Source organism: Thiomicrospira sp. ALE5, assembly GCF_900112445.1.
GTDB lineage: Bacteria > Pseudomonadota > Gammaproteobacteria > Thiomicrospirales > Thiomicrospiraceae > Thiomicrospira.
Genome location: NZ_FOYY01000006.1, coordinates 68,344 through 90,431 on the forward strand (window position 1 = coordinate 68,344; position 22,088 = coordinate 90,431).

19 protein-coding genes are annotated in these 22,088 nt (G+C 48.5%); 12 read left to right on the top strand and 7 right to left on the bottom strand.

Annotation, left to right across the window (positions count from 1 at the left end):
- Positions 1–6: 6 nt before the first annotated feature.
- Genes BM293_RS09845 through gmk form a run of 5 tightly spaced genes read right to left on the bottom strand, consistent with a single transcriptional unit; the run spans position 7 to position 4,881 of the window.
- Positions 7–1,224, bottom strand: a complete 1,218-nt coding sequence (locus BM293_RS09845) for a 3-deoxy-D-manno-octulosonic acid transferase (protein ID WP_093449078.1) — start codon at positions 1,222–1,224, stop codon at positions 7–9.
- A gap of 11 nt (positions 1,225–1,235) precedes the next feature.
- Complete coding sequence (kdsB, locus tag BM293_RS09850; RefSeq protein ID WP_093449080.1) at positions 1,236–1,982, bottom strand: 3-deoxy-manno-octulosonate cytidylyltransferase; 747 nt, start codon at positions 1,980–1,982, stop codon at positions 1,236–1,238.
- Complete coding sequence (locus BM293_RS09855; RefSeq protein WP_093449082.1) at positions 1,982–3,055, bottom strand: iron-containing alcohol dehydrogenase family protein; 1,074 nt, start codon at positions 3,053–3,055, stop codon at positions 1,982–1,984. The genes kdsB and BM293_RS09855 overlap by 1 nt, the downstream gene beginning before the upstream one ends.
- Positions 3,056–3,065: 10 nt before the next feature.
- The gene (locus BM293_RS09860; RefSeq protein WP_093449085.1) at positions 3,066–4,253 is read right to left on the bottom strand and encodes a DegT/DnrJ/EryC1/StrS family aminotransferase; all 1,188 of its coding nucleotides are present in this window, start codon (positions 4,251–4,253) and stop codon (positions 3,066–3,068) included.
- Between the two features lie 13 nt (positions 4,254–4,266).
- A complete protein-coding gene (gene gmk / locus BM293_RS09865; RefSeq protein ID WP_093449087.1) occupies positions 4,267–4,881 on the bottom strand; it encodes a guanylate kinase in 615 nt (204 codons plus the stop codon).
- A 104-nt stretch (positions 4,882–4,985) separates the two neighbouring features.
- Here gmk and aroK point away from each other — a divergent pair, with 104 nt between their 5' ends.
- The 4 genes from aroK to BM293_RS09885 all read left to right on the top strand — a co-directional run bounded on the left by aroK (position 4,986) and on the right by BM293_RS09885 (position 8,074).
- Complete coding sequence (gene aroK, locus BM293_RS09870) at positions 4,986–5,513, top strand: shikimate kinase AroK (protein ID WP_093449089.1); 528 nt, start codon at positions 4,986–4,988, stop codon at positions 5,511–5,513.
- A 70-nt stretch (positions 5,514–5,583) separates the two neighbouring features.
- A complete protein-coding gene (gene aroB / locus BM293_RS09875; protein WP_093449091.1) occupies positions 5,584–6,663 on the top strand; it encodes a 3-dehydroquinate synthase in 1,080 nt (359 codons plus the stop codon).
- A gap of 142 nt (positions 6,664–6,805) precedes the next feature.
- On the top strand, positions 6,806–7,711 hold the full coding sequence (locus BM293_RS09880; protein WP_093449095.1) for a D-hexose-6-phosphate mutarotase: 906 nt from the start codon (positions 6,806–6,808) through the stop codon (positions 7,709–7,711).
- 24 nt (positions 7,712–7,735) lie between these two features.
- Complete coding sequence (locus BM293_RS09885) at positions 7,736–8,074, top strand: DUF3392 domain-containing protein (protein ID WP_093449097.1); 339 nt, start codon at positions 7,736–7,738, stop codon at positions 8,072–8,074.
- A gap of 54 nt (positions 8,075–8,128) precedes the next feature.
- Here BM293_RS09885 and BM293_RS09890 read toward each other — a convergent pair whose 3' ends face one another.
- The gene (locus tag BM293_RS09890) at positions 8,129–8,737 is read right to left on the bottom strand and encodes a superoxide dismutase (protein WP_093449100.1); all 609 of its coding nucleotides are present in this window, start codon (positions 8,735–8,737) and stop codon (positions 8,129–8,131) included.
- Between the two features lie 103 nt (positions 8,738–8,840).
- On the bottom strand, positions 8,841–9,149 hold the full coding sequence (locus tag BM293_RS09895; protein ID WP_093449102.1) for a YcgL domain-containing protein: 309 nt from the start codon (positions 9,147–9,149) through the stop codon (positions 8,841–8,843).
- A 164-nt stretch (positions 9,150–9,313) separates the two neighbouring features.
- Between BM293_RS09895 and BM293_RS09900 the strand changes: the two genes are divergently transcribed.
- The 8 genes from BM293_RS09900 to pyk all read left to right on the top strand — a co-directional run bounded on the left by BM293_RS09900 (position 9,314) and on the right by pyk (position 22,078).
- Positions 9,314–10,285, top strand: a complete 972-nt coding sequence (locus BM293_RS09900; RefSeq protein WP_093449105.1) for an NAD(P)H-binding protein — start codon at positions 9,314–9,316, stop codon at positions 10,283–10,285.
- A 2-nt stretch (positions 10,286–10,287) separates the two neighbouring features.
- Positions 10,288–11,532, top strand: a complete 1,245-nt coding sequence (locus BM293_RS09905) for a multifunctional CCA addition/repair protein (protein WP_093449107.1) — start codon at positions 10,288–10,290, stop codon at positions 11,530–11,532.
- A gap of 70 nt (positions 11,533–11,602) precedes the next feature.
- On the top strand, positions 11,603–12,862 hold the full coding sequence (locus BM293_RS09910; RefSeq protein WP_093449110.1) for an efflux RND transporter periplasmic adaptor subunit: 1,260 nt from the start codon (positions 11,603–11,605) through the stop codon (positions 12,860–12,862).
- On the top strand, positions 12,859–15,975 hold the full coding sequence (locus tag BM293_RS09915) for an efflux RND transporter permease subunit (protein ID WP_093449112.1): 3,117 nt from the start codon (positions 12,859–12,861) through the stop codon (positions 15,973–15,975). The genes BM293_RS09910 and BM293_RS09915 overlap by 4 nt, the downstream gene beginning before the upstream one ends.
- A gap of 131 nt (positions 15,976–16,106) precedes the next feature.
- Complete coding sequence (tkt, locus tag BM293_RS09920; RefSeq protein WP_093449115.1) at positions 16,107–18,116, top strand: transketolase; 2,010 nt, start codon at positions 16,107–16,109, stop codon at positions 18,114–18,116.
- 100 nt (positions 18,117–18,216) lie between these two features.
- Complete coding sequence (gene gap, locus BM293_RS09925; protein ID WP_093449118.1) at positions 18,217–19,215, top strand: type I glyceraldehyde-3-phosphate dehydrogenase; 999 nt, start codon at positions 18,217–18,219, stop codon at positions 19,213–19,215.
- Between the two features lie 14 nt (positions 19,216–19,229).
- Positions 19,230–20,408 carry a phosphoglycerate kinase gene (locus BM293_RS09930; RefSeq protein WP_093449120.1) on the top strand — a complete coding sequence of 393 codons (1,179 nt, stop codon included), beginning with the start codon at positions 19,230–19,232 and terminating at the stop codon, positions 20,406–20,408.
- A 227-nt stretch (positions 20,409–20,635) separates the two neighbouring features.
- A complete protein-coding gene (gene pyk / locus BM293_RS09935) occupies positions 20,636–22,078 on the top strand; it encodes a pyruvate kinase (RefSeq protein ID WP_093449123.1) in 1,443 nt (480 codons plus the stop codon).
- Positions 22,079–22,088 lie beyond the last annotated feature (10 nt).

A 22,088-nucleotide genomic window follows, 5' to 3' on the forward strand; every position in this document is an offset into this window, starting at 1 on the left:
ACGACCTTAGTCAATTCGGCCTAGCGCAAGTCGGTAGGCCGTTAACACATCCGGTTGTTGCGCAATAAGTTGTGCTGCGCGAGTGCCATAACGCTCGCGCAGCGCAGCGTTAGTCAGTAGCTGATTAAGTCGCTGTTGCAGTTTTTCATAATTAGGGCAAATAATTAGCCCGCCTTCCTGTTCAAACAAGGCCGCCTCTGGCGCAAAGTCACGATTATCCGGCCCGGTTAGAATGCATCGTCCGTATGCAGCGGCCTCTAAAAAGTTATGCCCTCCTTTCGTTACAAAAGATCCTCCCATAACGACGATTTTGGCATGTTCAAACCAAGCTAATAGCTGCCCAAAACGCTGCTCAATACACACCAGGCCTGGTGGCGGTGTTGCGGGGAGTGTGTCAGCCAAGCAGACCATAACACCGCGCTGCTGCAGGGTTTTAAACAAGCGTCGCGCGTGATGCGGATGGCGGGGTGCCACAACCAATAATTCGGTGCGCCCCAAGGCTAACCAATGTTCAATCAAAGCGATATCTTCACCTTGATGCGTTGAGGCCATGACGACATAGTCTGCACTTGTCGGTGCGGGTTGATGTCGAGGCTGTTGAAGGTTACTGAGTTTTAGATTCCCCACTACCTGTATTTTGTTAGCGGCCGCACCCAGGCTAATAAAATCCTGCTTATCAGTGGGGTGGCGTACCATGATGCTGTCGCAGGCAGTAAAGCAGGCCTGGTAAGCCTGTTTTAGCCAAGCGGGTGCGCGCAGGCTTTTGGCTGAAAGGCGGCCGTTAATTAAATGAATGGTCAGGCCTGCTTTTTTGGCGGTTTGATATAAATTAGGCCATAGTTCCGTTTCTACTACCCACAGTGCCTGCGGCTGCGCTAGAGCTAAAAAGCGCTGAATGGCACTGGGATAGTCGAGCGGTAAATAGGCGAGTTGAAGTCGTGGATGGCTAACCGACTGCGCGGCACGCATACCGGTAGGGGTGTTGCAGGTGATAAGCCAGGCCTGCTCAGGTTCAGCTTGGATTAATGGCGTAATTAGGCGAACTTCGCCTACTGAAGCGCAATGAATCCAAATAGGTTGAGCAGGCCTGCTGGTGAAGCGGTAGTCAAAGCCTAATCGCTGCAAAATAAAGCGCCAGCTCCCTTGTCGCTTAATCGCCTCCCAAGCTAGCCAAATGAGTAGCAGCGGTGCGATTAAGCGAATAAGCAGTTGGTAGCGCCACATCCGAACAGGACCTAGTGACCCGATAATAACAAGGCTTCCATGATCTCTAGATCACCCGGCACATCAACTTCCGGGGAATCGTAGCGGCTTTCGACCACCTTGATTTTATGCCCCTGTTCTAACACGCGCAGTTGCTCTAGCTTTTCAATATCCTCTAAACGACCTAATGGCCAGCGCGCATATTGATCGACAAAAGACTTGGTGTAAGCATAGACACCGAGATGCTTGTAGGAGTCGTGATCCCAATAATCACGACCATGCGGGATGGTCGCACGTGAAAAATACAGCGCAAAGCCATGAATGTCGGTGACCAGTTTGACATCTTTGGGGCTAGTGATTTCGGCTTCATTAACAATCTTGAACGACAGGGTGCTCATGGCAAATGAGCCATCATAATCGGCTGATTTAAATGGCGCAATCACCGCCTCAATCGACTCGTGATGAACCAACGGCTGATCGCCCTGTACATTGACGATTAAGCAATCATCAGACAAATTTAATGCCGCGGCGGCGGCGGCAATGCGGTCCGTGCCTGATGCGGCTTCTACCGGTGTCATAACCACATCACCGCCAAAGTCACGCACCACGTTTGCAATGCGTTCATCATCGGTTGCCACATAGACACCGGCTAAGCCGTCTGCTTTGGCAATCCGCTCATAAACATGCTGAATCATCGGTTTGCCGGCAATCAGCTTTAACGGTTTGCCTGGCAGCCGTGAGCTGCCGTAACGCGCGGGAATAAAAACGACCGTTTGCATTACATCTTCTCAAATAATGAGCGTAACAATGCGGGGGTGACATGCTGCTGCCAGTCTGGGCCATAAACGTTATCCCATAATGGGGCGAGGCCTGAGGATACCCGAATCATTTTTTGCATATCGTCTTCCGACATGCCTTTGGTGATACCTTTTGGCAGGGTGATATTGTGTTTTTTCATCATGTCACGGAATTCGCGCACGCCTTCAGGATAAAACTCATCCAACACATCCATCACAATACAGTTGCCGATGCCGTGGTGATAACCTAACACATAGGACAAACCATAAGATAAGGCATGACAGGCACCGACTTGGCTATAGGCGATGCTTTGACCACCCATGTAAGAGGCCATCATCAGTTTTTCATCTGCATCAGGATGATCGTCTAGATAAACTTGACGACAAAGATCAAGCGATTTTTCGCCAAAGGCGCGAGCAAATTCATTGATATAGGTGCCATTTAGCGCTTCAATCCCGTGGATGTAGCAATCCATGCCGGTATAAAACCACTGATCAGTAGGCACACCCTTAATTAAATCCGGGTCCATGATAATTTGGTCAAACACCGTATAGTCAGAGTTCATGCCCAGTTTTTTGTCAGGGCCGGTCAATACCGTAGTACGTGATGCTTCTGCTCCGGTGCCGGAAAGTGTTGGAATACCAACATGATGTACGGCTGGGTTTTTAATCAAATCCCAACCTTGATAAGACGCTGAACCACCTTCATTGGTCAGCATTAACGAAATGGCTTTAGCTAGGTCAAGGGTAGAGCCGCCACCTAAACCAACCACGGATACAGGATTGTTGCCTTTACCAAATTTTTGTACTTCAATAGTTAATGCATCTACATAGGTAGTTTTGGGTTCATCGGTAACATCAACCCATAAAATCATGTCCTGTGGTAGTGCTGGAATACGTCCTTCAAGTGGCTTGCCTTTATGCACGCTATCGACCGCAAACACCACAAAGTCTTGGTCAGTTTGGCGTTGTTCGGCCAGCACATCATCAAGCTGCTCAAATGAACCACGACCAAAAATCATGCGTGGCACGGTTTTAAAATTACGAAATTTCATGCGGGAATCCTTACTTCTTAAATACAGTGGCAAACGCATCGAGGCGTTTCTGAATATCGGCGTCTGTCCAGCTCAAATTAATCAGCATCGACAGGGTGCGGCTCATAATGGCATCCGATTTAGGGGTTTTTACTTGCGTATAGTCTGGGCGATCAGCAATCAACTCAATCGGTAATTTGGCCGGTCCCTTCATTTTCTGAATGTGCTGCCAGTTTTTCAAATAGTGCCAATTATTACCATACCAATAGAATACGGCTGGAATACCGGCGGCCTGCAGGCCTGCTAATACTTCACTAGTACGCGCTTCGGTTGGGAGCATAAAACTTAAAAAACCGGCGTTTTCATTGGCTTCATCGGCGATATCACGGAAACTCACTTCGCTATAGTCGGCAAGGGCGCTTTTAAGCGTTTTTTTATTCTGACGCTGAATATCCAATATGCGTGGCAGTTTTGCCCATTGCGCCACACCAACGGCGGCATTCATTTCTGAAATGCGGTAGTTCGCGCCCATAATCGGGTGGCTTTCCGCGCCACGATCCGAACCAATATGGTCGTGCCCATGATCAGAGTATTGATGGGCGTTATCGTAAATGGCGGTATCGTTGGTAATGACTGCGCCGCCTTCGCCACAAGATACGGTTTTAACCGAGTCAAACGAGAAGGTACCCACTTGTCCCCAAGTACCTAATGCGCGCCCCTGATAGGTCGCGCCAGTGGCTTGGCAGGCATCTTCCATCAGAATGATGTTGTGTTTGTCGCAAACGGCACGGACTTTGTCCATATAACCGCCGGAGCCACACATGTGTACAAAGTTGACCGCCTTGGTGCGGGGGGTAATTGCCGCTTCAATGCCTTCAGGTGACAAACACAGGGTTTCATCAATTTCGGCAAACACCGGAATCGCACCAGCCAGCACAATCGCTTCGACTGAGGCGACAAAGGTAAAAGGCGGTACAATGACTTCATCGCCGGCACCAATGCCGGCGGCGGCCATGGCAACGGTTAGCGCCGCGGTACCACTCGATACTAAATGGGCATGTTTAACCGGTAAATCCGCTTGAATCATCTGCTCCATTTCACGGGCTTTCCAGACACCGTTGCGCATGCCATCAAAGTTATAGCGGAAGGTAAACCCTTTCTCCATAACTTCAGCGACCTGCTGTTTTTCTTGTTCGTCAAAAAGTTCAAAACCTGGCATAAGGACTCCGCAATTAGCTTGGCATAAGTTGGTCTAAAAGACTGGCATGTTTAATTTTTTGATAGTTGAGTGTTTGACGCTTGGCCACAAACACACTATGCAAATGCAATAGCGCACTATCAAAGTCATCATTAATAATCAGATAATCAAATTCGTCGTAATGGCTTAATTCACTGACCGCTTCATTCATGCGTTTTTCAATGACTTCAGGCGCGTCAGTACCGCGACCCTTTAAGCGACGTTCTAGTTCAGTGAATGAAGGCGGTGCGATAAAAATACTGGTGAGCTGCTTAAATTGTTGGCGAATTTGTTGCGCACCCTGCCAGTCAATTTCTAAAATGACATCCAAGCCGGCATCTAACTGTTGCATCACCGTTGCACGACTCGTGCCATAGTAGTTGTCGAAAACCTTAGCATGCTCAAGAAATGCGCGCTCAGTTACTTGCTGTTCAAACGTGGCTTTGTCGACAAAATGATAGTTTACGCCATCACGTTCACCGGGTCTGGGCGCACGTGTAGTGGTGGACACCGATACTTTAATCATCGGGTCTATTTCAAGTAAACGGGTGACGAGTGAGGTTTTACCCGCACCGGACGGCGCGGAAATAACATAGAGTTGGCCTAACATAAAAAACACACATAGAATGATTAGTTATACAGTTTATCAAAAAAGCACCTATTTTCCTGTAGGTTTTGCGCATTAACAACGAAATTTTGGATACAATTTGTTTTATGAGCAAACAAAGTATCTTTTTAGTTGGGCCGATGGGGGCCGGAAAATCCACCGTAGGGCGTATTTTGGCCGAAAAATTGGGTTATGAATTTATTGATAGCGACCACGAAATCGAGGCACGAACCGGTGTAACAATCCCGGTTATTTTTGATATTGAAGGTGAAGCCGGATTTCGTGCACGCGAGAGTGCGGTGATTGATGATATTTCGCAACGACCAGGCCTGGTGCTTGCCACCGGTGGTGGCGCGGTATTGTCTGCCGATAATCGTCGTCATTTGGCCGCACGTGGGTTTGTGGTTTACTTGCGTTCCTCGCTTGCTGCGCTGGTTCAGCGAACCAAAAATGATCGTAATCGTCCATTATTGCAAACCGACAATCCAGAGGCGGTGATTGAACGTTTATTAACAGAGCGCGGCCCGCTTTACGAAGACGTCGCAGACTTAATTGTTGATACGCAACAGTCGTCTGTATTTCGAGTTGTGCGGCATATTCAAGACCAGTTGGTGCGCGAAGGTGTCGTCGCCTAATCGCCCTTTTGCTAACGCATCATTTTAATTTAACCTGCTTAGTGTAGATAGCCTACTTTAGGATAGTCCATTGATAACCTTAACCGTAGATTTAGCTGAACGTAGTTATCCGATTTATATCGGCCAAGACCTATTGCAAAAACCTGAACGCATGACCCCGTTTGTTAAAGGCACGCAGGTGATGATTGTGACCAATACCACTGTTGCACCTTTGTATTTGGAGGCCTGCAAGGCGTTGTTTACCGGGTTTAAAGTGGACGCGGTGGTGCTGCCAGATGGTGAAGCTTATAAAAACCTTGAGATTTTGAACCGTATCTTTGATCAGCTGATTGGCGGTCATTTTGATCGTAAATGTACGCTGGTTGCATTAGGTGGCGGCGTAATCGGTGATATGACCGGTTTTGCGGCGGCGGCCTATCAGCGTGGTGTGCCGTTTATTCAAGTGCCGACCACGCTCTTGTCGCAAGTTGATTCGTCTGTCGGCGGCAAAACCGGGGTGAATCACCCGCAGGGCAAAAATATGATTGGTGCGTTTCATCAGCCACAAGCGGTGCTGATTGATACCAATACCCTGAACACGCTGGAAGACCGTCAACTATCAGCAGGCCTGGCGGAAGTGATTAAATATGGCCTGATTCGAGATTTGCCGTTTTTTGAATGGTTGGAGGAGCATCTTGAAGGTTTGATGGCGCGTGATCCAGTCTTGTTGGCCGAGGCGATTGAGCGTTCGTGCCGAAATAAAGCCGAGATAGTGGCGGCAGACGAAACCGAACAAGGCCAGCGCGCGCTGTTGAATTTAGGCCATACCTTTGGGCACGCGATTGAAGCGGGCATGGGTTATGGTGCGTGGTTGCATGGTGAGGCGATTAGCGCCGGGATGATGCAGGCGGCCTATATGTCACAGCTGTTGGGCGATTTGAGCGCGGCGGATGTGGCGCGGATTGCGGCCTTGTTTAAACGCGCTAACTTACCGGTTTATCCGCCGAATGAACTGAGCAACGCACAGTTTATGCAGTATATGGCGGGTGACAAAAAAGTGCAGGCCGGGGGGGGGCGTTTGGTATTGATGAAGTCAATCGGTCAGGCTTATATTAGCGGTGATTACCCGGCGGACACGCTGACACAAACTCTCAACGATTGGCGTATTTAACTAAGTTCATCTTAAAGAGGGTCTTAGCTATCCCTGAACGCCGCCTCTTTTTGCGCAGCAAAAATCGAAGGCGGGAGGGGATAGCTAAGGCCAAATTTACGGCCTCAAATTATTTCATTTCTTCAACGTCTAAGGACCTACCATGCTAGACCATTTGCAACAGCGTTTTGATCACCCCAATGTGCGCTTTTATCAGCGTGACCAATTAATCATGATTGAATTACAAAACGACTATGGTCAAGCGACCTTAACCACTCATGGCGCGACCTTATTAAGCTATATTCCTGCTGGTGGGCAGGATTTATTGTGGGTTAGTGACACCGCTATTTATGATGGCACCAAGCCCGTGCGTGGTGGCGTGCCAGTATGTTGGCCGTGGTTTGGCGCCTACGATGCCAGTAAGATGGGTGCGCACCCAACAGATGCCGCTAAAAAAGCTCATGGCTTTGCGCGCTATGAGTTGTGGGATGTTGAATCAGTGGAAAGTGTGGGCGATGCCACGCGTTTGGTATTAAGTCTTGTATCGAATGCACGGATTCAGCAGGCCTGGCCGTATGATTTCAAATTGAGTTTAGTGGTTACTCTAGGCAAACAGTTATCTATTGAGCTGATTGGCGAAAATCGCAGTGACCAGGCCTGGTTTGTGACCGAAGCCTTGCACAGCTATTTTAAGGTCGCCCATGCACCAGGCCTGGTAATTGAAGGTTTAGAGGGCGTAACTTTTTATGACAAAAACCAAGATTTTGCGCCCTTCACGCAGCAAGACACCCTAAGCCTTCAGCCACCAATGGACTGCGTTTATGTGGATCATCATGCAGCGGTTGTGATCAAAGATCAAGGGCGTGATATTGTGATCGATAAAACGAACAGTGCCAGCACCATTGTATGGAATCCGGGGGCCGAAGGCGTTAAAGCCTTTGCCGATATGCCTGATGATCAATATCAATATATGGTCTGTGTTGAGTCCGGTAATGCGCTGCAAAATGGCTACGAGCTGGCACCGGGTCAGCGTCATGTCATGAGTATGGTTTTATCTTGTCGGTGTTAGGCTGAAGCAAAGAGGAGCAGGTAAATGATTAATGAGCTGGTCAGTGGGGTATTAACCGGTTTTTCTGGTTTAATTCGTCCCTATTTGAGTGAGTTGGGGCTAGCCATGATGGCATCCCTGCTCGTTGTTTATGGTAATGACATTATGAACTTACTTAAACAACAAATTGGCGCATTAAATTTTGTACTTAAATTAACCCTGTTTATTGTTTTTTGCGCGGTGGGCTTTGGCCTGTTAACCAGTCTATTCACACCTTGGTTGATTTCACTTTTGGCTGAGTTAGACGACCTATGGCTGGGCTTGGCGGTATTAGGCTTGTTCTATTTGATAGGCTTTTTGGCTAAAAAGCGCGGCGTGCTTTAGAAGAAGTTGTTAGTTGCAACTAGGCCTGCAAAAGCAGGCCTGCTAATGTCTTGGTTATTTGTTTACTTGATATAGCTCATCAACTTTGTTCCAGTTGACCACGTCCCACCAAGCATTGATATAGTCAGGACGACGGTTTTGGTAGCGTAGGTAATAAGCGTGCTCCCAAACATCTAAACCTAAGATAGGCGTGCCTTTAACCTCGGCAATATCCATTAATGGATTGTCTTGGTTAGGGGTTGAGGTAATTTGTAACTTGCCTTCGCCGTTGACGATTAACCAAGCCCAGCCAGAACCAAACCGGGTGAGGCCGGCTTGGGTAAATTGGGTTTTAAAACTATCAAAATCACCAAAAGTGGCTTTAATATCATCAGCCAGTCCACCTGTTGGAGTACCCATGCTGTCGGGTGTCATCAGGCTCCAAAAAAAACTATGGTTCCAGTGACCACCACCATTGTTCCGCACTGCGGGTGATATCGCACCCGCATTACGAACCAAGTCTTCCAGGTCTTTTCCGTCATGCTCGCTGCCAGCTAAGGCATTATTTAGGTTGGTGATATAAGTATTATGGTGCTTAGAATGGTGGATTTCCATAGTTTGGGCATCAATAGCAAATTCTAACGCGTTATAGTCATAAGCTAAATCAGGCAAAGTGAAGCTCATAGTCTGTTCCTTTGATTAAGATTGTGAATGTTTTAAAACTGTAACAAACAATATTCTATATGCAAATGCGACAAGGTGAAAGCCCTAGTATTTTACTAGGGTATTAAAAAATATTATCTAAGCGCTCAGGTGGCGGTGCCATATCACCTATCTTTTCAACTTCTTGCGGTGGCAATTGAATGAAATAGCCTTTCGTTTGCAAAGCGTCCCAGACTTTCGTAGGATCCTCACGCCCCATTTTGCGAGTGGGTGTCATTTCAAAATCCAGCACATGTTTCGCTTCACCAAACATGACCAGCAACTCTTGGGGTAAATCACTCAGTTGCGTTGTTTGTGGAACCATAATATAAAGCTCGTCTTTTTTGCTGCTTTTGTAAGCTGAAACCGCAAGGCTGGATTGCACTGACGCCATAGTATCTCCGAATTTGACTAGATAAATAAATCATTACGCGCTATTGTAACCGATTAGTAGCGTTGTTTTCTGGCTTGACCGAGCTCAGCCTTTTACTTAATATGCTGCACAATCTTTAAAACATGCTATCACAGCGAATTCACTTAGATAGGGTTGCATAACAGATGATGAAATTTGGTAATAAAGTCGTGGTGCTGGGCGCCGGTGGTTGGATGGGTCGTGAAGTCATTGCACGTTTAAGTGAGCAAAAATACCAGGTCACAGCCGTGGTAAAACGTGCATCACGTAATCGTGACCTTGCCCTGTTTCCACAGGTTAAGGTTCGAGAGGTACAAGACTGGTCGCTCGAAAAAGTGCAGGGCTATTTAGCGGGTCAAGAAATTGTCATTAACCTATTAACGGATCAATCTGTCAGTCATGAAGCCTGTCACGATGAGGCATTGCGCGAATTACAAGCAGGCCTGGTATTAGTTGCAGAAGAGCAAGCTATTGCACGTTGGATTCAACTATCGCACTTAGGCGCAGGTACGCAAGCCGATTCACCCTGGGCACAATTATGTGGCTTGCTCGATGAGATGGTGATTGCCTCACGCTCAATGCTGGTCACTATTTTGCGAGCTGGCCTGCTTATCGGTCAAGGCGACGACACGACAACGCTTTATCAGGCGCAGCTACAAAGATCAAAATTGATGCTGATGCCCAACGCAGAACGCCAAGTACAGCCGCTATGGGTGCGTGATTTTGCGCGCGCCCTGGCCGGCGCTATTAAGCAGCCCGCAAGTTATGGCAAGATCTGGGAGTTGGCAGGTGATGAGGACATGAGCCTACAGGATTTAGCCAGCTGGGTGGCGCAGTTCCAAGGTGTGCAAAATCCAACCTTGCTACCTATGTGTCAAATGAATGCCAAGTTTATGGCGCTACTCGGTCCGCTGGCGCCTTTTAGAGTGACCACGGCTTACCAGAACAAGCGCATGGCCAATGACCAAATCACCGATCAAGCTTTTGCAGATTTAACCGGCTTTAAACCGCGTCAAATTGAAGCGGTACTCAGTGACTATATCAGTCAAATGAAAACGCGCCAGCGTTACGATTTTTTGCGCCGTAATGCGGGACGCAAAACCACGACGAGTGCTTAAAGGTGGACGTCTACCTAGTGGGTGGCGCGGTTAGGGATGCATTATTAAGTATCCCTGTATCTGACCGTGACTGGGTGGTCGTCGGTGGCAGTGTCCAGCAAATGCTCGACCTAGGTTGCCAACAAGTGGGTAAAGATTTTCCGGTATTTCTCCACCCGGTTAGCCGTGAGGAATATGCGCTAGCACGTACCGAGCGCAAACAGGGTAGCGGTTATCACGGCTTTGAGGTGACGGCGGATGCCACTGTGACCCTTGAAGAGGATTTATTGCGCCGTGATCTCACCATCAATGCCATGGCAGTGGCTGAAAACGGCGACCTTATCGACCCTTATGGCGGTAAACGTGACCTAGATGCGCGCATTCTTCGCCATGTCTCGCCAGCGTTTAAAGAAGATCCGTTACGTGTTTTGCGAGTAGCACGATTTCGCGCACAACTTGCCGACCAAGACTTTACCATTGCCCCTGACACACAAGCGCTGATGCAACAGATGGCTCAAAGTGGCGAGCTTCATGCTCTCGTGCCTGAGCGTGTTTGGCAAGAAATCAGTAAAGCCTTGATGACACCCAAACCCAGTTTGTTTTTCAAAACGCTGCACGAAGTCGGCGCTCTGGCCGTTTTGCTGCCAGAGTTAGATGTGCTCTTTAACGTACCTCAGTCACCGCAACATCATCCAGAAGGCGATGCCGGCACTCATAGTTTAATGGTGCTCGATGCCGCCGCCTATTTGCGTGATGATTTAGCGATTCGCTTTGCCGCTTTGGTGCATGATCTGGGTAAAGGGCTGACACCGGAGGATTACTGGCCGTCCCATCCTCAGCATGAAATAGCCGGTGTGCCTTTGGTCAACGCCGTTTGCCAGCGTTATCGCGTGCCAAAAACAATTCAGCGCCTAGCCGTACGAGTCACCGAATGGCACGGCCAGATTCATGCCGGCGGCCCCACTATGCCGTTAGCTGATCAGCTGGCGGTGCTTAAAGGCTGTGATGCTTTCCGTCAGCCTGACGAATTTGATGCGATTTTAACAGTCTGTGAAGCAGATAGTCGTGGCCGACAAGGCTTTGAAGACACCGACTACAGTCAAAAAGCCTATTGGCGTGGGGCGTTATTAGCCGTGCAAGGGGTGGACGCACGGAGTTTGGTATCCGCAGGCCTGCAAGGTGAAGCGATGGCGCAGGCGATCGAGCAATTACGTTTAGCCTGCTTAGATAATTTTTGTACCCGCTGGCTAGACGAGCAAGATTCATAAAGTATTCATCATAACCCCGTCGCAGTTTAGCAGACTTAGCGCATTTAAAATTCGATCTTAAAGGGATGCCATGAAGGCCATTTCACGTGTTAGATGGTTAGCCAAAACAGTTCTCTTGCCCCTGCTCATTTTATTACTGGGCTTTGGGGTATTTAGCTACCTTAAAAACAGCAAACCTATTGCCGAACCGGTTGAAATTGATGAGCGTGCCTGGCCAGTTGAAACACTGTTATTAACCCAGCCACAAACAGAATCGCAATTAGCGCTTGTTGGACGGGTAGAAACCCAGCAACGTATCCGCTTGCATGCGCCCCTTAGTGCCGATTTAATTGCGCTGCCATTACAGGTTGGTGACGCATTTACAGCCGGCACCGAATTAATGGCGTTTGATGAGCAGCAGGTAGCTTGGCAAGTGCAATCCGCACAAGCTGATTTAAGCGAAGCGAAGGCTTTGCTGGATGCTGAGCGAGCTCGTCATGCCAGCGAGCAACAACAACTGGAGCGCGAAGCGGCCATGCTAGCCTTGCGGGAAACCGATGTAGAGCGAAATCAACAGCTGGTTACCCGCGAACTGGCTTCTGAGCAACAACTCGATCAAGCAAAAGAGGCGCTCAATCGTCAGGCTTTAACCTGGCTCAATGCCCAGTTACAGGTTGATCAGCAGGCCAGTCGATTTGCTCAAGCCCAAGCGCGTTTAGATCGTGCGCGTGTGCAGCTAGATACCGTGCAACGTCAAGCCAAGCAGGCGCGTTATGTCGCGCCCATGGCCGGTCGAGTCATGGCACGCCATGCTGCCGAAGGTGAGCCGCTTTCGCAAAATAATCCCGTATTGGATTTTTATAGCCTGGATAGTCTAGAGTTGCGTGTGACCCTGTCCGAAAACCAAGTGACTGCTGTGCGAGATGCGCTGGCTCAAAATCATGACATTACTGGGCGCGCCCTGCCAAACGATGAGGCATTGCAATTTTCGCGTTTCGATGCCAGTGCCACGGTGCGTGGCTTGGATGCGTGGTTAGCCTTTAAGCAGCCAACACAAAGCAGGCCCGGTGAAATGCGTGAGTTGCTGCTGTCAGTGCCCTTGGCGCAACCGGCTTTTGCTGTACCCTACAGTGCGCTTTATGGTCAAAATCGTGTCTATGTTATCGATGGTGAGCGCTTAGAAGCGCGTGATGTGCAGCGCGTGGGTGATTGGATGCAGGGCTCGCAGCGTTGGGCGCTGGTTCGTGGAGAATTGGCCAAGGGCGAGCAGCTATTAATCACCCAGTTGCCTAACGCTGTAGGCGGCTTGCGCGTGCATGCGCTCAATGTGGCAAATGAGGCTAGGCCATGAGTAAGCGCAGTCGTCGAGGTCTCATTGGCTTGTTTACCTACCACAAGGTTGCAGCCAACTTGTTAATGTTACTAATGATGCTGGCGGGTGTGCTGGCATTGATGCGGTTAAACGTACAATTTTTTCCCAATTTTGATTTGGACTACGCGCAGGTTCGGGTGATCTGGCCTGGTGCGAACGCCCAAGACGTTGAGCAAAGCGTCACCAATCCCATTGAGCGAGTACTACGGACCGTTGAAAACCTCGATGAAATGACGTCAACTTCCGCGTTGGGTTCATCTGTGGTGACACTCAAATTTAAAGAAGGCACCAATATGATCGAAGCCGTCGATCAGGTGCGCCAACGGGTGACCGAGCTGCGTAATCTACCGCAAGATATTCAAACGCCGACCATTGAGCGTATCCTGCGTTATGAGCCCATCGCCAAAATATTATTGCTAGGACAGCCCGGTGATGCTGATGGCTTGCGTGATATGGCGCGACAATTTGAGCGCGAGCTGTTAGAACGTGGTGTGGATCAGGTGACCTTTAGAGGGCGCGCGACAGAAGAATTAGCCATTGAATTACCGCTAGCCGTTCAGCAGGCTTATCAACTGAGTATTGCGCAAGTTGCCGAACAAGTAAGCGGTGTCAGCCGCGATGTGCCAGCCGGTCAAGTCGGTTTTGATGATGCGGCGCGTGATGTCCGCGCGCTTGAACAGCGGCGCGAGGTAAATCAGTTTGCAGACTTGCCTTTGCAGGTCAGTGATACCGAGCAACTGCGTCTGGGTGATGTTGCACAGGTGACTCTGCGTCCAGTGCGCGAATCGACTTATCTGAAAGTGGACGATCGTCCTGCCATAGAACTCTATTTACAACGGTCTGAAACAGGTGACACCCTAGCGTCATCACGCATAATGCAGGACTGGTTAGCGGATACTTTACCGCATTTGCCGCCTGGCGTTGATTTAGTCGTTTATGACGAAACCTGGTCACTGGTTAAAGAGCGAATTATGTTGCTGGTCAAAAACGGCCTAGGTGGTTTGCTGCTGGTATTGGCAATTTTATATATCTTTTTAAATGGCCGCGTGGCTTTTTGGGTGGCTGTGGGCATTCCTGTGTCCTTTTTGGCGACCTTAATGGTGCTGTATTTAGCGGGCGGCAGCATTAACATGATCAGCTTGTTTGCGTTGATTATGGCATTGGGGATTATTGTCGATGATGCCATTGTGGTGGGTGAGGATGCGCTCACCCACTATGAGCAAGGGGAGTCCCCCGGAGAGGCCGCTGCCGGCGGTGCAAAACGCATGTTTACGCCGGTTATGGCCTCATCCTTAACCACCATTGCCGCCTTTTTACCACTGATGATCATTGGCGGTGAAATCGGCGGTATTCTAGTGGCGATACCGATGGTGATTATTGCGGTCATTTTGGTGTCGTTGGTGCAATGCTTTTTAGTTTTACCCGGTCACCTCCGTTTTGGATTAGGCTTATTTCAAGGCGCAGAGCCGCGCTGGCGTAAGCGATGGGATGCGGCGTTTGGGCGTTTTAGGCAAGTGTACTTTCGTGCAGTGATTCGCTGGGTGCTTAATAATCGGGTCAGCATGGTAGCGATGACCTTTAGTTTGATTTTGTTGATTATTGGTCTAATTGCCGGTGGGCGGCTGAGCTTTACCTTTTTTCCTTCACCTGAATCGAATCGGATCAATGCCTCGGTACAATTTGTATCGGGCACGCCAGAACAGGTCACAGCAGACTTTATGCAGCAGGTATATCAAGCGCTGCGTGATGCCGAAAACGCCCTAGAGCCTGGCATCGTGAGCACTGCTGTGTTGGCGTACAATCAAGGTTCGAGTGCCAGCAGTGGCGTGTATGGCGCGATGCAAGTCGAACTCATACCATCGGATCGGCGTCAAACACGCAACGGCGAGCTGATGCAGTTATGGCGTGATAAAGTACCGGCAGCACCGGGGTTAGAAAACTTTAACATTGCGGCCCAAAGCGGTGGGCCGCCAGGGCGTGATATTCAAATTCAATTTACCGGTGCTGATGCAGACAGATTAAAGTTAGCCTCAGAAGCGCTGCAAGCGGTCATAGAAGATCTGCCGGGTGTTAGTGGCGTGTCAGACGATCTGCCTTATGGGCGTCAGCAAATGGTCTATCAATTGACCCCTTACGCACATGCGTTAGGCTTTACCACCCGCTCAATAGGCACACAGTTAAGCAGTGTGCTTTCGGGGCAGTTGGCGCAAATTTTTACCCTAGGTGAAGACGAAATCGAAGTGCGGGTTATGTTGCCGCGGGAAGAACAGGCGCAATTAGCGCTACTTAACCAGTTGCAACTGGTCGCGCCCAACGGTGAGTTTGTCAATCTAGCGCAGTTGGTAGAATGGCGAACCCAGCAAGGGTTTGATGTGCTGCGCCATTTTAATGGTCAGCTTGCGGTAACGGTGCTTGGCGATGTAGACCGGAGTCAAAATAATGCCAATCAAATCCTAGCTAACCTTGCTGAAACGGCCTTGCCAGATATTCAGCAACGCTATGGCGTAAACTACAGTTTTGAAGGCACCGCAAAAAATCAAAGTAACACCTTTGGTGATATGCTGATTGGGCTGATGCTTGGCTTAATTCTGATTTATATTGTCCTTGCCTGGGTGTTTCAATCCTACGGTTGGCCGCTGGTGGTGATGCTGGCCATTCCATTAGGCCTTATTGGCGCGATACTCGGTCATTATGTGATGGGTATTGGACTGACGATTTTGTCCCTGTTTGGCTTATTTGGTTTAGCGGGCATCGTGGTAAACAATGCCATTATTTTAGTGAGCTTTTACCAGCGTTTGTTGGCCGAGGGGTTAAGTGTTAATGAGGCCTTAGAAGAAGCGTCGGTGCAGCGTTTTAGGGCAGTATTAGTTACCAGCTTAACCACTATCGCAGGCTTAACGCCGTTATTATTTGAAACCTCGTTGCAAGCGCAGTTCTTAATTCCGATGGCCGTGTCGATAGCGTTTGGTTTAGCCTTTGCGATGGTGCTTATTTTGTTAGTTATTCCTGCATTATTGTCTCTTTATGAGGGCGGTGTCCGCCGTGTTTCCGGCTGGATTGGCCGTCCTAAGGCGCCTGAAATGTCAAGCTAAATGCTTCGCCCACTTGAAGAATTTAGCAAATTAAGCGAAAATAAGCGACCATTTGTTTTTTGAAGCAAGGCACAGGCCTGCTTTACCGGTTTTAAAAACCCCGAATTTTTTTAATGATTGAGGACGTTGATATGCCAACTCGTAGAGAACTCGCTAACGCCATCCGTGCACTTAGCATGGATGCGGTACAAAAAGCCAAGTCAGGTCATCCTGGTGCCCCAATGGGTATGGCTGATATAGCCGAAGTACTGTGGAATAGCCACATGAAGTACAACCCAAAGAATTCAAACTGGGCAGACCGTGACCGTTTTGTACTGTCAAACGGCCATGGCTCGATGTTGATCTACTCGTTACTGCATCTAACAGGCTTTGATCTAGGCATCGAAGATATCAAGCAGTTCCGTCAGTTACATTCTAAAACAGCGGGGCACCCAGAGTATGGTTATGCCGATGGTATTGAAACCACTACCGGGCCATTGGGTCAAGGTATCACCAACGCAGTCGGTATGGCGATCGCGGAGCGCACTTTAGGTGCCCAGTTTAACCGCCCTAACTTCCCAGTTGTTAACCACCACACCTATGTATTTATGGGCGATGGTTGTTTAATGGAAGGTTTATCACATGAATCTTGTGCGATGGCCGGTGCGTTAGGTTTAGGTAAACTAGTTGCCTTCTGGGATGACAACAATATTTCTATCGATGGTCACATTGACGAGTGGATGGAAGAAGATGTGCCAGGCCGTTTCGAATCTTATGGTTGGCACGTTATTCGTGGTGTCGATGGTCATAATGCTGACGCAGTGAATACCGCGATTCAAGAAGCTAAGTCAATTCAAGACAAGCCGACCTTAATTTGTACTAAAACCACGATCGGCTTCGGTTCACCTAACCTTTGTGGCACTCACGACTGTCACGGCGCGCCATTGGGTGATCAAGAAATTGCCCTAACTCGTGAAAACCTTGGCTGGGAGCACGAACCTTTCGTTATTCCGCAAGACATCTATGATGGCTGGGATCACACGGCTAAAGGTGCTGAAGAAGAAGCGGCTTGGAACGAAATGTTTGCGGCCTACGAAAAAGAGTATCCAGAGCTCGCATCTGAATTTAAGCGTCGTATGTCCGGTGAATTACCGGCTAACTTTGCAGTGGAAATGGACAAGTTTATTGCTAAAACGCAACAAGATATGCCAAACATTGCCTCACGTAAAGCATCACAAAATGCGATTGAAGCGATGGGTCCTTTGTTACCAGAGCTATTTGGCGGTTCAGCTGACCTAACCGGTTCAAACCTAACCAACTGGTCAGGTACGGTTAAAGTCAATAAGCAAAATGCAAACGGTAACTACATCTCTTGGGGTGTACGCGAGTTCGGCATGGCGCACATGATGAACGGGATGGTGTTACACGGTGGCTTTAAAGTTTACGGTGCAACCTTCCTAATGTTTATGGAATTCATGCGTAACGCATTACGTATGTCAGCCTTGATGAAAATCGGCACCATCTATGTTTACACTCACGACTCAATTGGTTTGGGTGAAGATGGCCCAACGCATCAGCCGGTAGAGCAGATTGCGACGATGCGTATGATTCCGCGTTTCCAAACCTGGCGTGCGTGTGATGCGGTTGAATCAGCCGTGTCATGGAAAGTCGCAGTGATGCGTAACGAAGCACCGACTGCGTTGGTCTTCTCGCGTCAAAACCTAACCCCGCAACCGCGTACCGCTGAGCAAGTAAGCAATATCGAGAAGGGCGGTTATGTCCTAAAAGATTGCAACTGTGAAGGCGCGTGTCAAGCAGACTTGATTATTATCGCCACCGGTTCTGAAGTCGATCTAGCGGTTAAAGCAGCGGATCAGCTTAACGCAGCAGGTTCTAAAGTACGTGTTGTGTCTATGCCGTGTCCAGAAATGTTTGCAGCGCAAGATCAAGCTTATCAAGATTCAGTATTGATTCCTGGTGTGAAACGTTTGGCCGTTGAAGCAGGGGTTACTGCCTACTGGTATAAGTGGGTTGGTTTAGAGGGTGATGTTGTGGGTATCGATACCTTCGGCGAATCAGCGCCAGCAGGCGAGCTATTTAAAGAGTTTGGTTTCACGGTTGAAAATGTTGTGGCAAAAGCGCAAGCCTTGATCGCCAAGTAATTAGCAGTAATTGATTAAATTTTTGTTTGTTAACTAAACAGGGCTTCGGCCCTATTGAAAGCACGGCAGCAATGCCGGTTTTCCTCAATAGGAGAAAAGTATGACAATTAAAGTAGGCATTAACGGTTTTGGCCGTATCGGTCGTATGGCGTTTCGTGCAGCGGCTAAAGATTTTCCAGGTATTGAAGTCGTTGCAATTAACGACTTGTTAGATCCAGAATACCTAGCCTATATGTTGAAGTATGATTCGGTTCACGGCAACTTCCAGGGTGACGTTGCAGTTGAAGGTAACAGCATGGTTGTGAATGGTAAAAAAATCCGTTTAACGGCTGAGCGTGACCCAGCAAACTTAAAGTGGGACGAAGCAGGTGTTGATTTAGTTATTGAATGTACTGGTTTCTTCTTGACTGAAGAATCTTGTCAAGCACACATCCAAGCAGGCGCGAAAAAAGTGGTTCAGTCTGCACCGTCAAAAGACCATACCCCAATGTTCGTTTATGGCGTAAACCACAATGAATATGCTGGTCAAGCGATTGTTTCAGCCGCTTCTTGTACCACTAACGGTCTAGCCCCTGTTGCAAAAGTATTAAACGACAACTTCGGTATTAAACGTGGTCTAATGACTACAGTTCACGCAGCAACTGCAACGCAAAAAACCGTTGATGGCCCATCACAAAAAGATTGGCGCGGTGGTCGTGGTATCCTAGAAAACATTATCCCATCATCAACCGGTGCCGCTAAAGCGGTAGGTAAAGTATTACCCGCGCTTAACGGTAAGCTTACTGGCATGGCCTTCCGCGTACCAACCTCAGACGTCTCTGTTGTAGACCTAACGGTTGAACTAAACAAAGATGCTACTTACGAGCAAATTTGTACGGCAATGAAGCAAGCATCTGAAGGCGAAATGAAAGGCGTATTGGGTTACACCGAAGAATCGGTTGTATCAACTGATTTTCGTGGTAACTCACACCCATCTATCTTTGATGCCGGTGCAGGTATTGCGCTAGACGGCACCTTTGTTAAGGTGGTTGCTTGGTATGACAACGAATACGGCTATACCTGTAACATGATGCGTGTTGTTGAACACGTTGGCAAATAATCAAGGAGCCAAGTATGTCTTTTATTCGTATGGCAGATTTGGATCTTAAAGGTAAGCGCGTCTTAATTCGTGCTGACCTGAATGTTCCAGTTAAAAATGGAAAGGTCACATCAGATGCGCGTATTCGTGCGTCGATGAAAACCTTTGAAGCGGCGATGAATGCCGGTGCAAAAGTGATGGTGATGTCTCACTTGGGCCGTCCAGAAGAGGGTGTATTCTCTGAAGAAAACTCATTAGCACCAGTTGCAGCTGATTTGTCAGCTAAACTAGGCAAAGACGTTCGTTTAATCAAAGACTACCTAGATGGTGGCTTTGAGGTTGCGGACGGTGAGCTAGTATTGCTTGAAAACGTCCGTTTTAACGTCGGCGAAAAGAAAAACACCGAAGAGCTGTCACAAAAATACGCTGCACTTTGCGATGTGTATGTGATGGATGCATTTGGTACCGCTCACCGCGCCCAGGGTTCAACCCATGGTGCTGGTGTTTATGCCTCCGTAGCTTGTGCAGGCCTGCTATTAACTGAAGAGCTAGAAGCTTTAACGAAGGCTTTAAAAGAGCCAGCACGTCCTTTAGTGGCGATTGTTGGTGGTTCTAAGGTATCAACAAAGCTAACCGTGCTTGAATCTTTGTCAACGGTCGTGGATCAGTTGGTTGTCGGTGGCGGTATCGCCAATACCTTCATCAAAGCGGCAGGTCACAATGTTGGCAAATCTTTGTGTGAAGACGACCTCGTTCCTACTGCGAACAAATTGAATGACATCATGAATGGTCGCGGTGCGTCCATTCCGTTAGCGCAAGACGTAGTAACCGGTAAAGAATTCTCTGAAACCGCTGCGGCTGAAACTAAAGATGTTGCTGCGGTAGCCGATGATGATATGATTTTTGATATCGGGCCTAAGTCTGCAGCCGAATTAGCTGACATTATCAAAAATGCCGGTACCGTTGTTTGGAACGGCCCGGTTGGCGTATTTGAATTTGATCAGTTTGGCGAAGGGACGAAAACCATCTCTAACGCTATTGCGGAATCAAGCGCTTTCTCAATTGCTGGCGGTGGCGACACCTTGGCGGCGATTGATAAATACGGTATCGCTGATCAAGTGTCCTATATCTCAACCGGTGGTGGTGCATTCCTTGAATTCTTGGAAGGCAAAAAACTACCTGCAGTAGATATGCTAGAGCAACGCGCTAAATAGGTGCATGCTTACCAGGCCTGCTAACGAGCAGGCCTGATTTTATTAATCTTAACAATTAACCTACAACTGTCATCTTAATTGCAGCCCAGTACAAGGATGACTCGAGAAGTGAATTGAACCAAGGCCGAGTGGTCTTTCCCCAGCACGGGGAAGCAGTTTATTTTACGAGACATCTTGCCGCGGTGAATGTAAGACGCAGTGTGATAACCGAAAGGAATCTTGCCAAGATGGCTGAAACATTACGCAGAACTAAAATTGTCGCAACGCTGGGGCCGGCTACCGACCGCCCCGGTGAACTTGAACGCATTATCAAAGCCGGTGTCGATGTGGTTCGCATTAACATGTCACACGGTAACCCAGAAGACCATTTAACACGCGCTGAAAATATTCGCCAAACAGCGGCACAGGTTAACCGTGAAGTCGCCATTTTGGTTGATTTACAAGGCCCCAAAATCCGCATAGCTAAGTTCCAAAATGGTCCGATCGAGCTGAAAGAAGGCGATCAATTTGCCCTTGATAATCATGTTGCAAACGAAGCCGGAAATCAGCAAGAAGTAGGCTTAACCTATAAAAACCTGCCCTACGATGTTAAAACCGATGATCTATTGCTATTAGACGATGGCCGCATTGTAATGAAGGTTGATCAGGTCGTCGGCGAGCGTGTTGAATGTACTGTAACCGTTGGTGGCACCCTGTCTAATAACAAGGGGATTAACCTACTAGGCGGCGGCTTATCGGCCAGTGCCTTGACTGAAAAAGATAAACAAGACATCCTAACCGCAGCCAAGATCAATGCAGATTATCTAGCCTTATCCTTCCCACGCTCAGCGGAAGATGTGGATTATTGCCGTAGTTTGGCGGAACAAGCTGGTTTGAAATGCGGTATTGTGTCTAAAATTGAGCGTGCAGAAGCGGTTGCAGACGATGAAACCCTAGATGGCATCATCCTCGCATCGGATGTGGTAATGATTGCGCGTGGTGATTTGGGTGTCGAGGTCGGCGATACGCAATTACCCGCGTTGCAAAAGAAAATTATTAAACGTGCGCGCCAGTTGAATCGCGTGACCATCACCGCAACGCAGATGATGGAAACCATGATTGACAACGCGATTCCAACCCGTGCCGAAGTATTTGATGTAGCTAACGCCGTGATGGACGGCACCGATGCGGTGATGCTATCGGGTGAAACCGCCACCGGTCGATCGCCACATCAAGTGGTCGCCACCATGGCAAAAATTTGTCATGAAGCGGAAAAATCGCGCTCAACGCGTCATTCTACCCACCGCATTGAAGAAACCTTTCAAGCAGTGGACGAAACGATTGCAATGGCCACCATGTATGCGGCCAATCATTTCAATGTAAAATGTATTGCAGCTTTAACCGAATCAGGCAATACGCCCTTGTTAATGTCGCGTATTAGCTCAGGCATGCCGATTTTTGCTTTAACGCCGCATCAAGCAACACGTCGTAAGGTATGTATGTATCGAGGGGTGTATCCTTCGATTGTTGATTTTAAAGATTTTACCGACGATGAAGTGACCGAATCTATCCTGAGTCAGCTAAAACAATTCGGTCGCGTGAATGCCGGTGATCTAGTCGTGGTAACCCGTGGTCAGCGCCAAGGGGAAATGGGCGGTACCAACCGCATGGAAATTGTTAAGGTTCCATAACAACTATTTT

Coding starts and splice junctions, on each gene's coding strand:
- BM293_RS09845 (WP_093449078.1), bottom strand. CDS start 1,224: ATGTGGCGCTACCAACTGCTTATTCGCTTAATCGCACCGCTGCTACTC.
- kdsB (WP_093449080.1), bottom strand. CDS start 1,982: ATGCAAACGGTCGTTTTTATTCCCGCGCGTTACGGCAGCTCACGGCTG.
- BM293_RS09855 (WP_093449082.1), bottom strand. CDS start 3,055: ATGAAATTTCGTAATTTTAAAACCGTGCCACGCATGATTTTTGGTCGT.
- BM293_RS09860 (WP_093449085.1), bottom strand. CDS start 4,253: ATGCCAGGTTTTGAACTTTTTGACGAACAAGAAAAACAGCAGGTCGCT.
- gmk (WP_093449087.1), bottom strand. CDS start 4,881: ATGTTAGGCCAACTCTATGTTATTTCCGCGCCGTCCGGTGCGGGTAAA.
- aroK (WP_093449089.1), top strand. CDS start 4,986: ATGAGCAAACAAAGTATCTTTTTAGTTGGGCCGATGGGGGCCGGAAAA.
- BM293_RS09880 (WP_093449095.1), top strand. CDS start 6,806: ATGCTAGACCATTTGCAACAGCGTTTTGATCACCCCAATGTGCGCTTT.
- BM293_RS09885 (WP_093449097.1), top strand. CDS start 7,736: ATGATTAATGAGCTGGTCAGTGGGGTATTAACCGGTTTTTCTGGTTTA.
- BM293_RS09890 (WP_093449100.1), bottom strand. CDS start 8,737: ATGAGCTTCACTTTGCCTGATTTAGCTTATGACTATAACGCGTTAGAA.
- BM293_RS09895 (WP_093449102.1), bottom strand. CDS start 9,149: ATGGCGTCAGTGCAATCCAGCCTTGCGGTTTCAGCTTACAAAAGCAGC.
- BM293_RS09900 (WP_093449105.1), top strand. CDS start 9,314: ATGATGAAATTTGGTAATAAAGTCGTGGTGCTGGGCGCCGGTGGTTGG.
- BM293_RS09910 (WP_093449110.1), top strand. CDS start 11,603: ATGAAGGCCATTTCACGTGTTAGATGGTTAGCCAAAACAGTTCTCTTG.
- BM293_RS09915 (WP_093449112.1), top strand. CDS start 12,859: ATGAGTAAGCGCAGTCGTCGAGGTCTCATTGGCTTGTTTACCTACCAC.
- tkt (WP_093449115.1), top strand. CDS start 16,107: ATGCCAACTCGTAGAGAACTCGCTAACGCCATCCGTGCACTTAGCATG.
- gap (WP_093449118.1), top strand. CDS start 18,217: ATGACAATTAAAGTAGGCATTAACGGTTTTGGCCGTATCGGTCGTATG.
- BM293_RS09930 (WP_093449120.1), top strand. CDS start 19,230: ATGTCTTTTATTCGTATGGCAGATTTGGATCTTAAAGGTAAGCGCGTC.
- pyk (WP_093449123.1), top strand. CDS start 20,636: ATGGCTGAAACATTACGCAGAACTAAAATTGTCGCAACGCTGGGGCCG.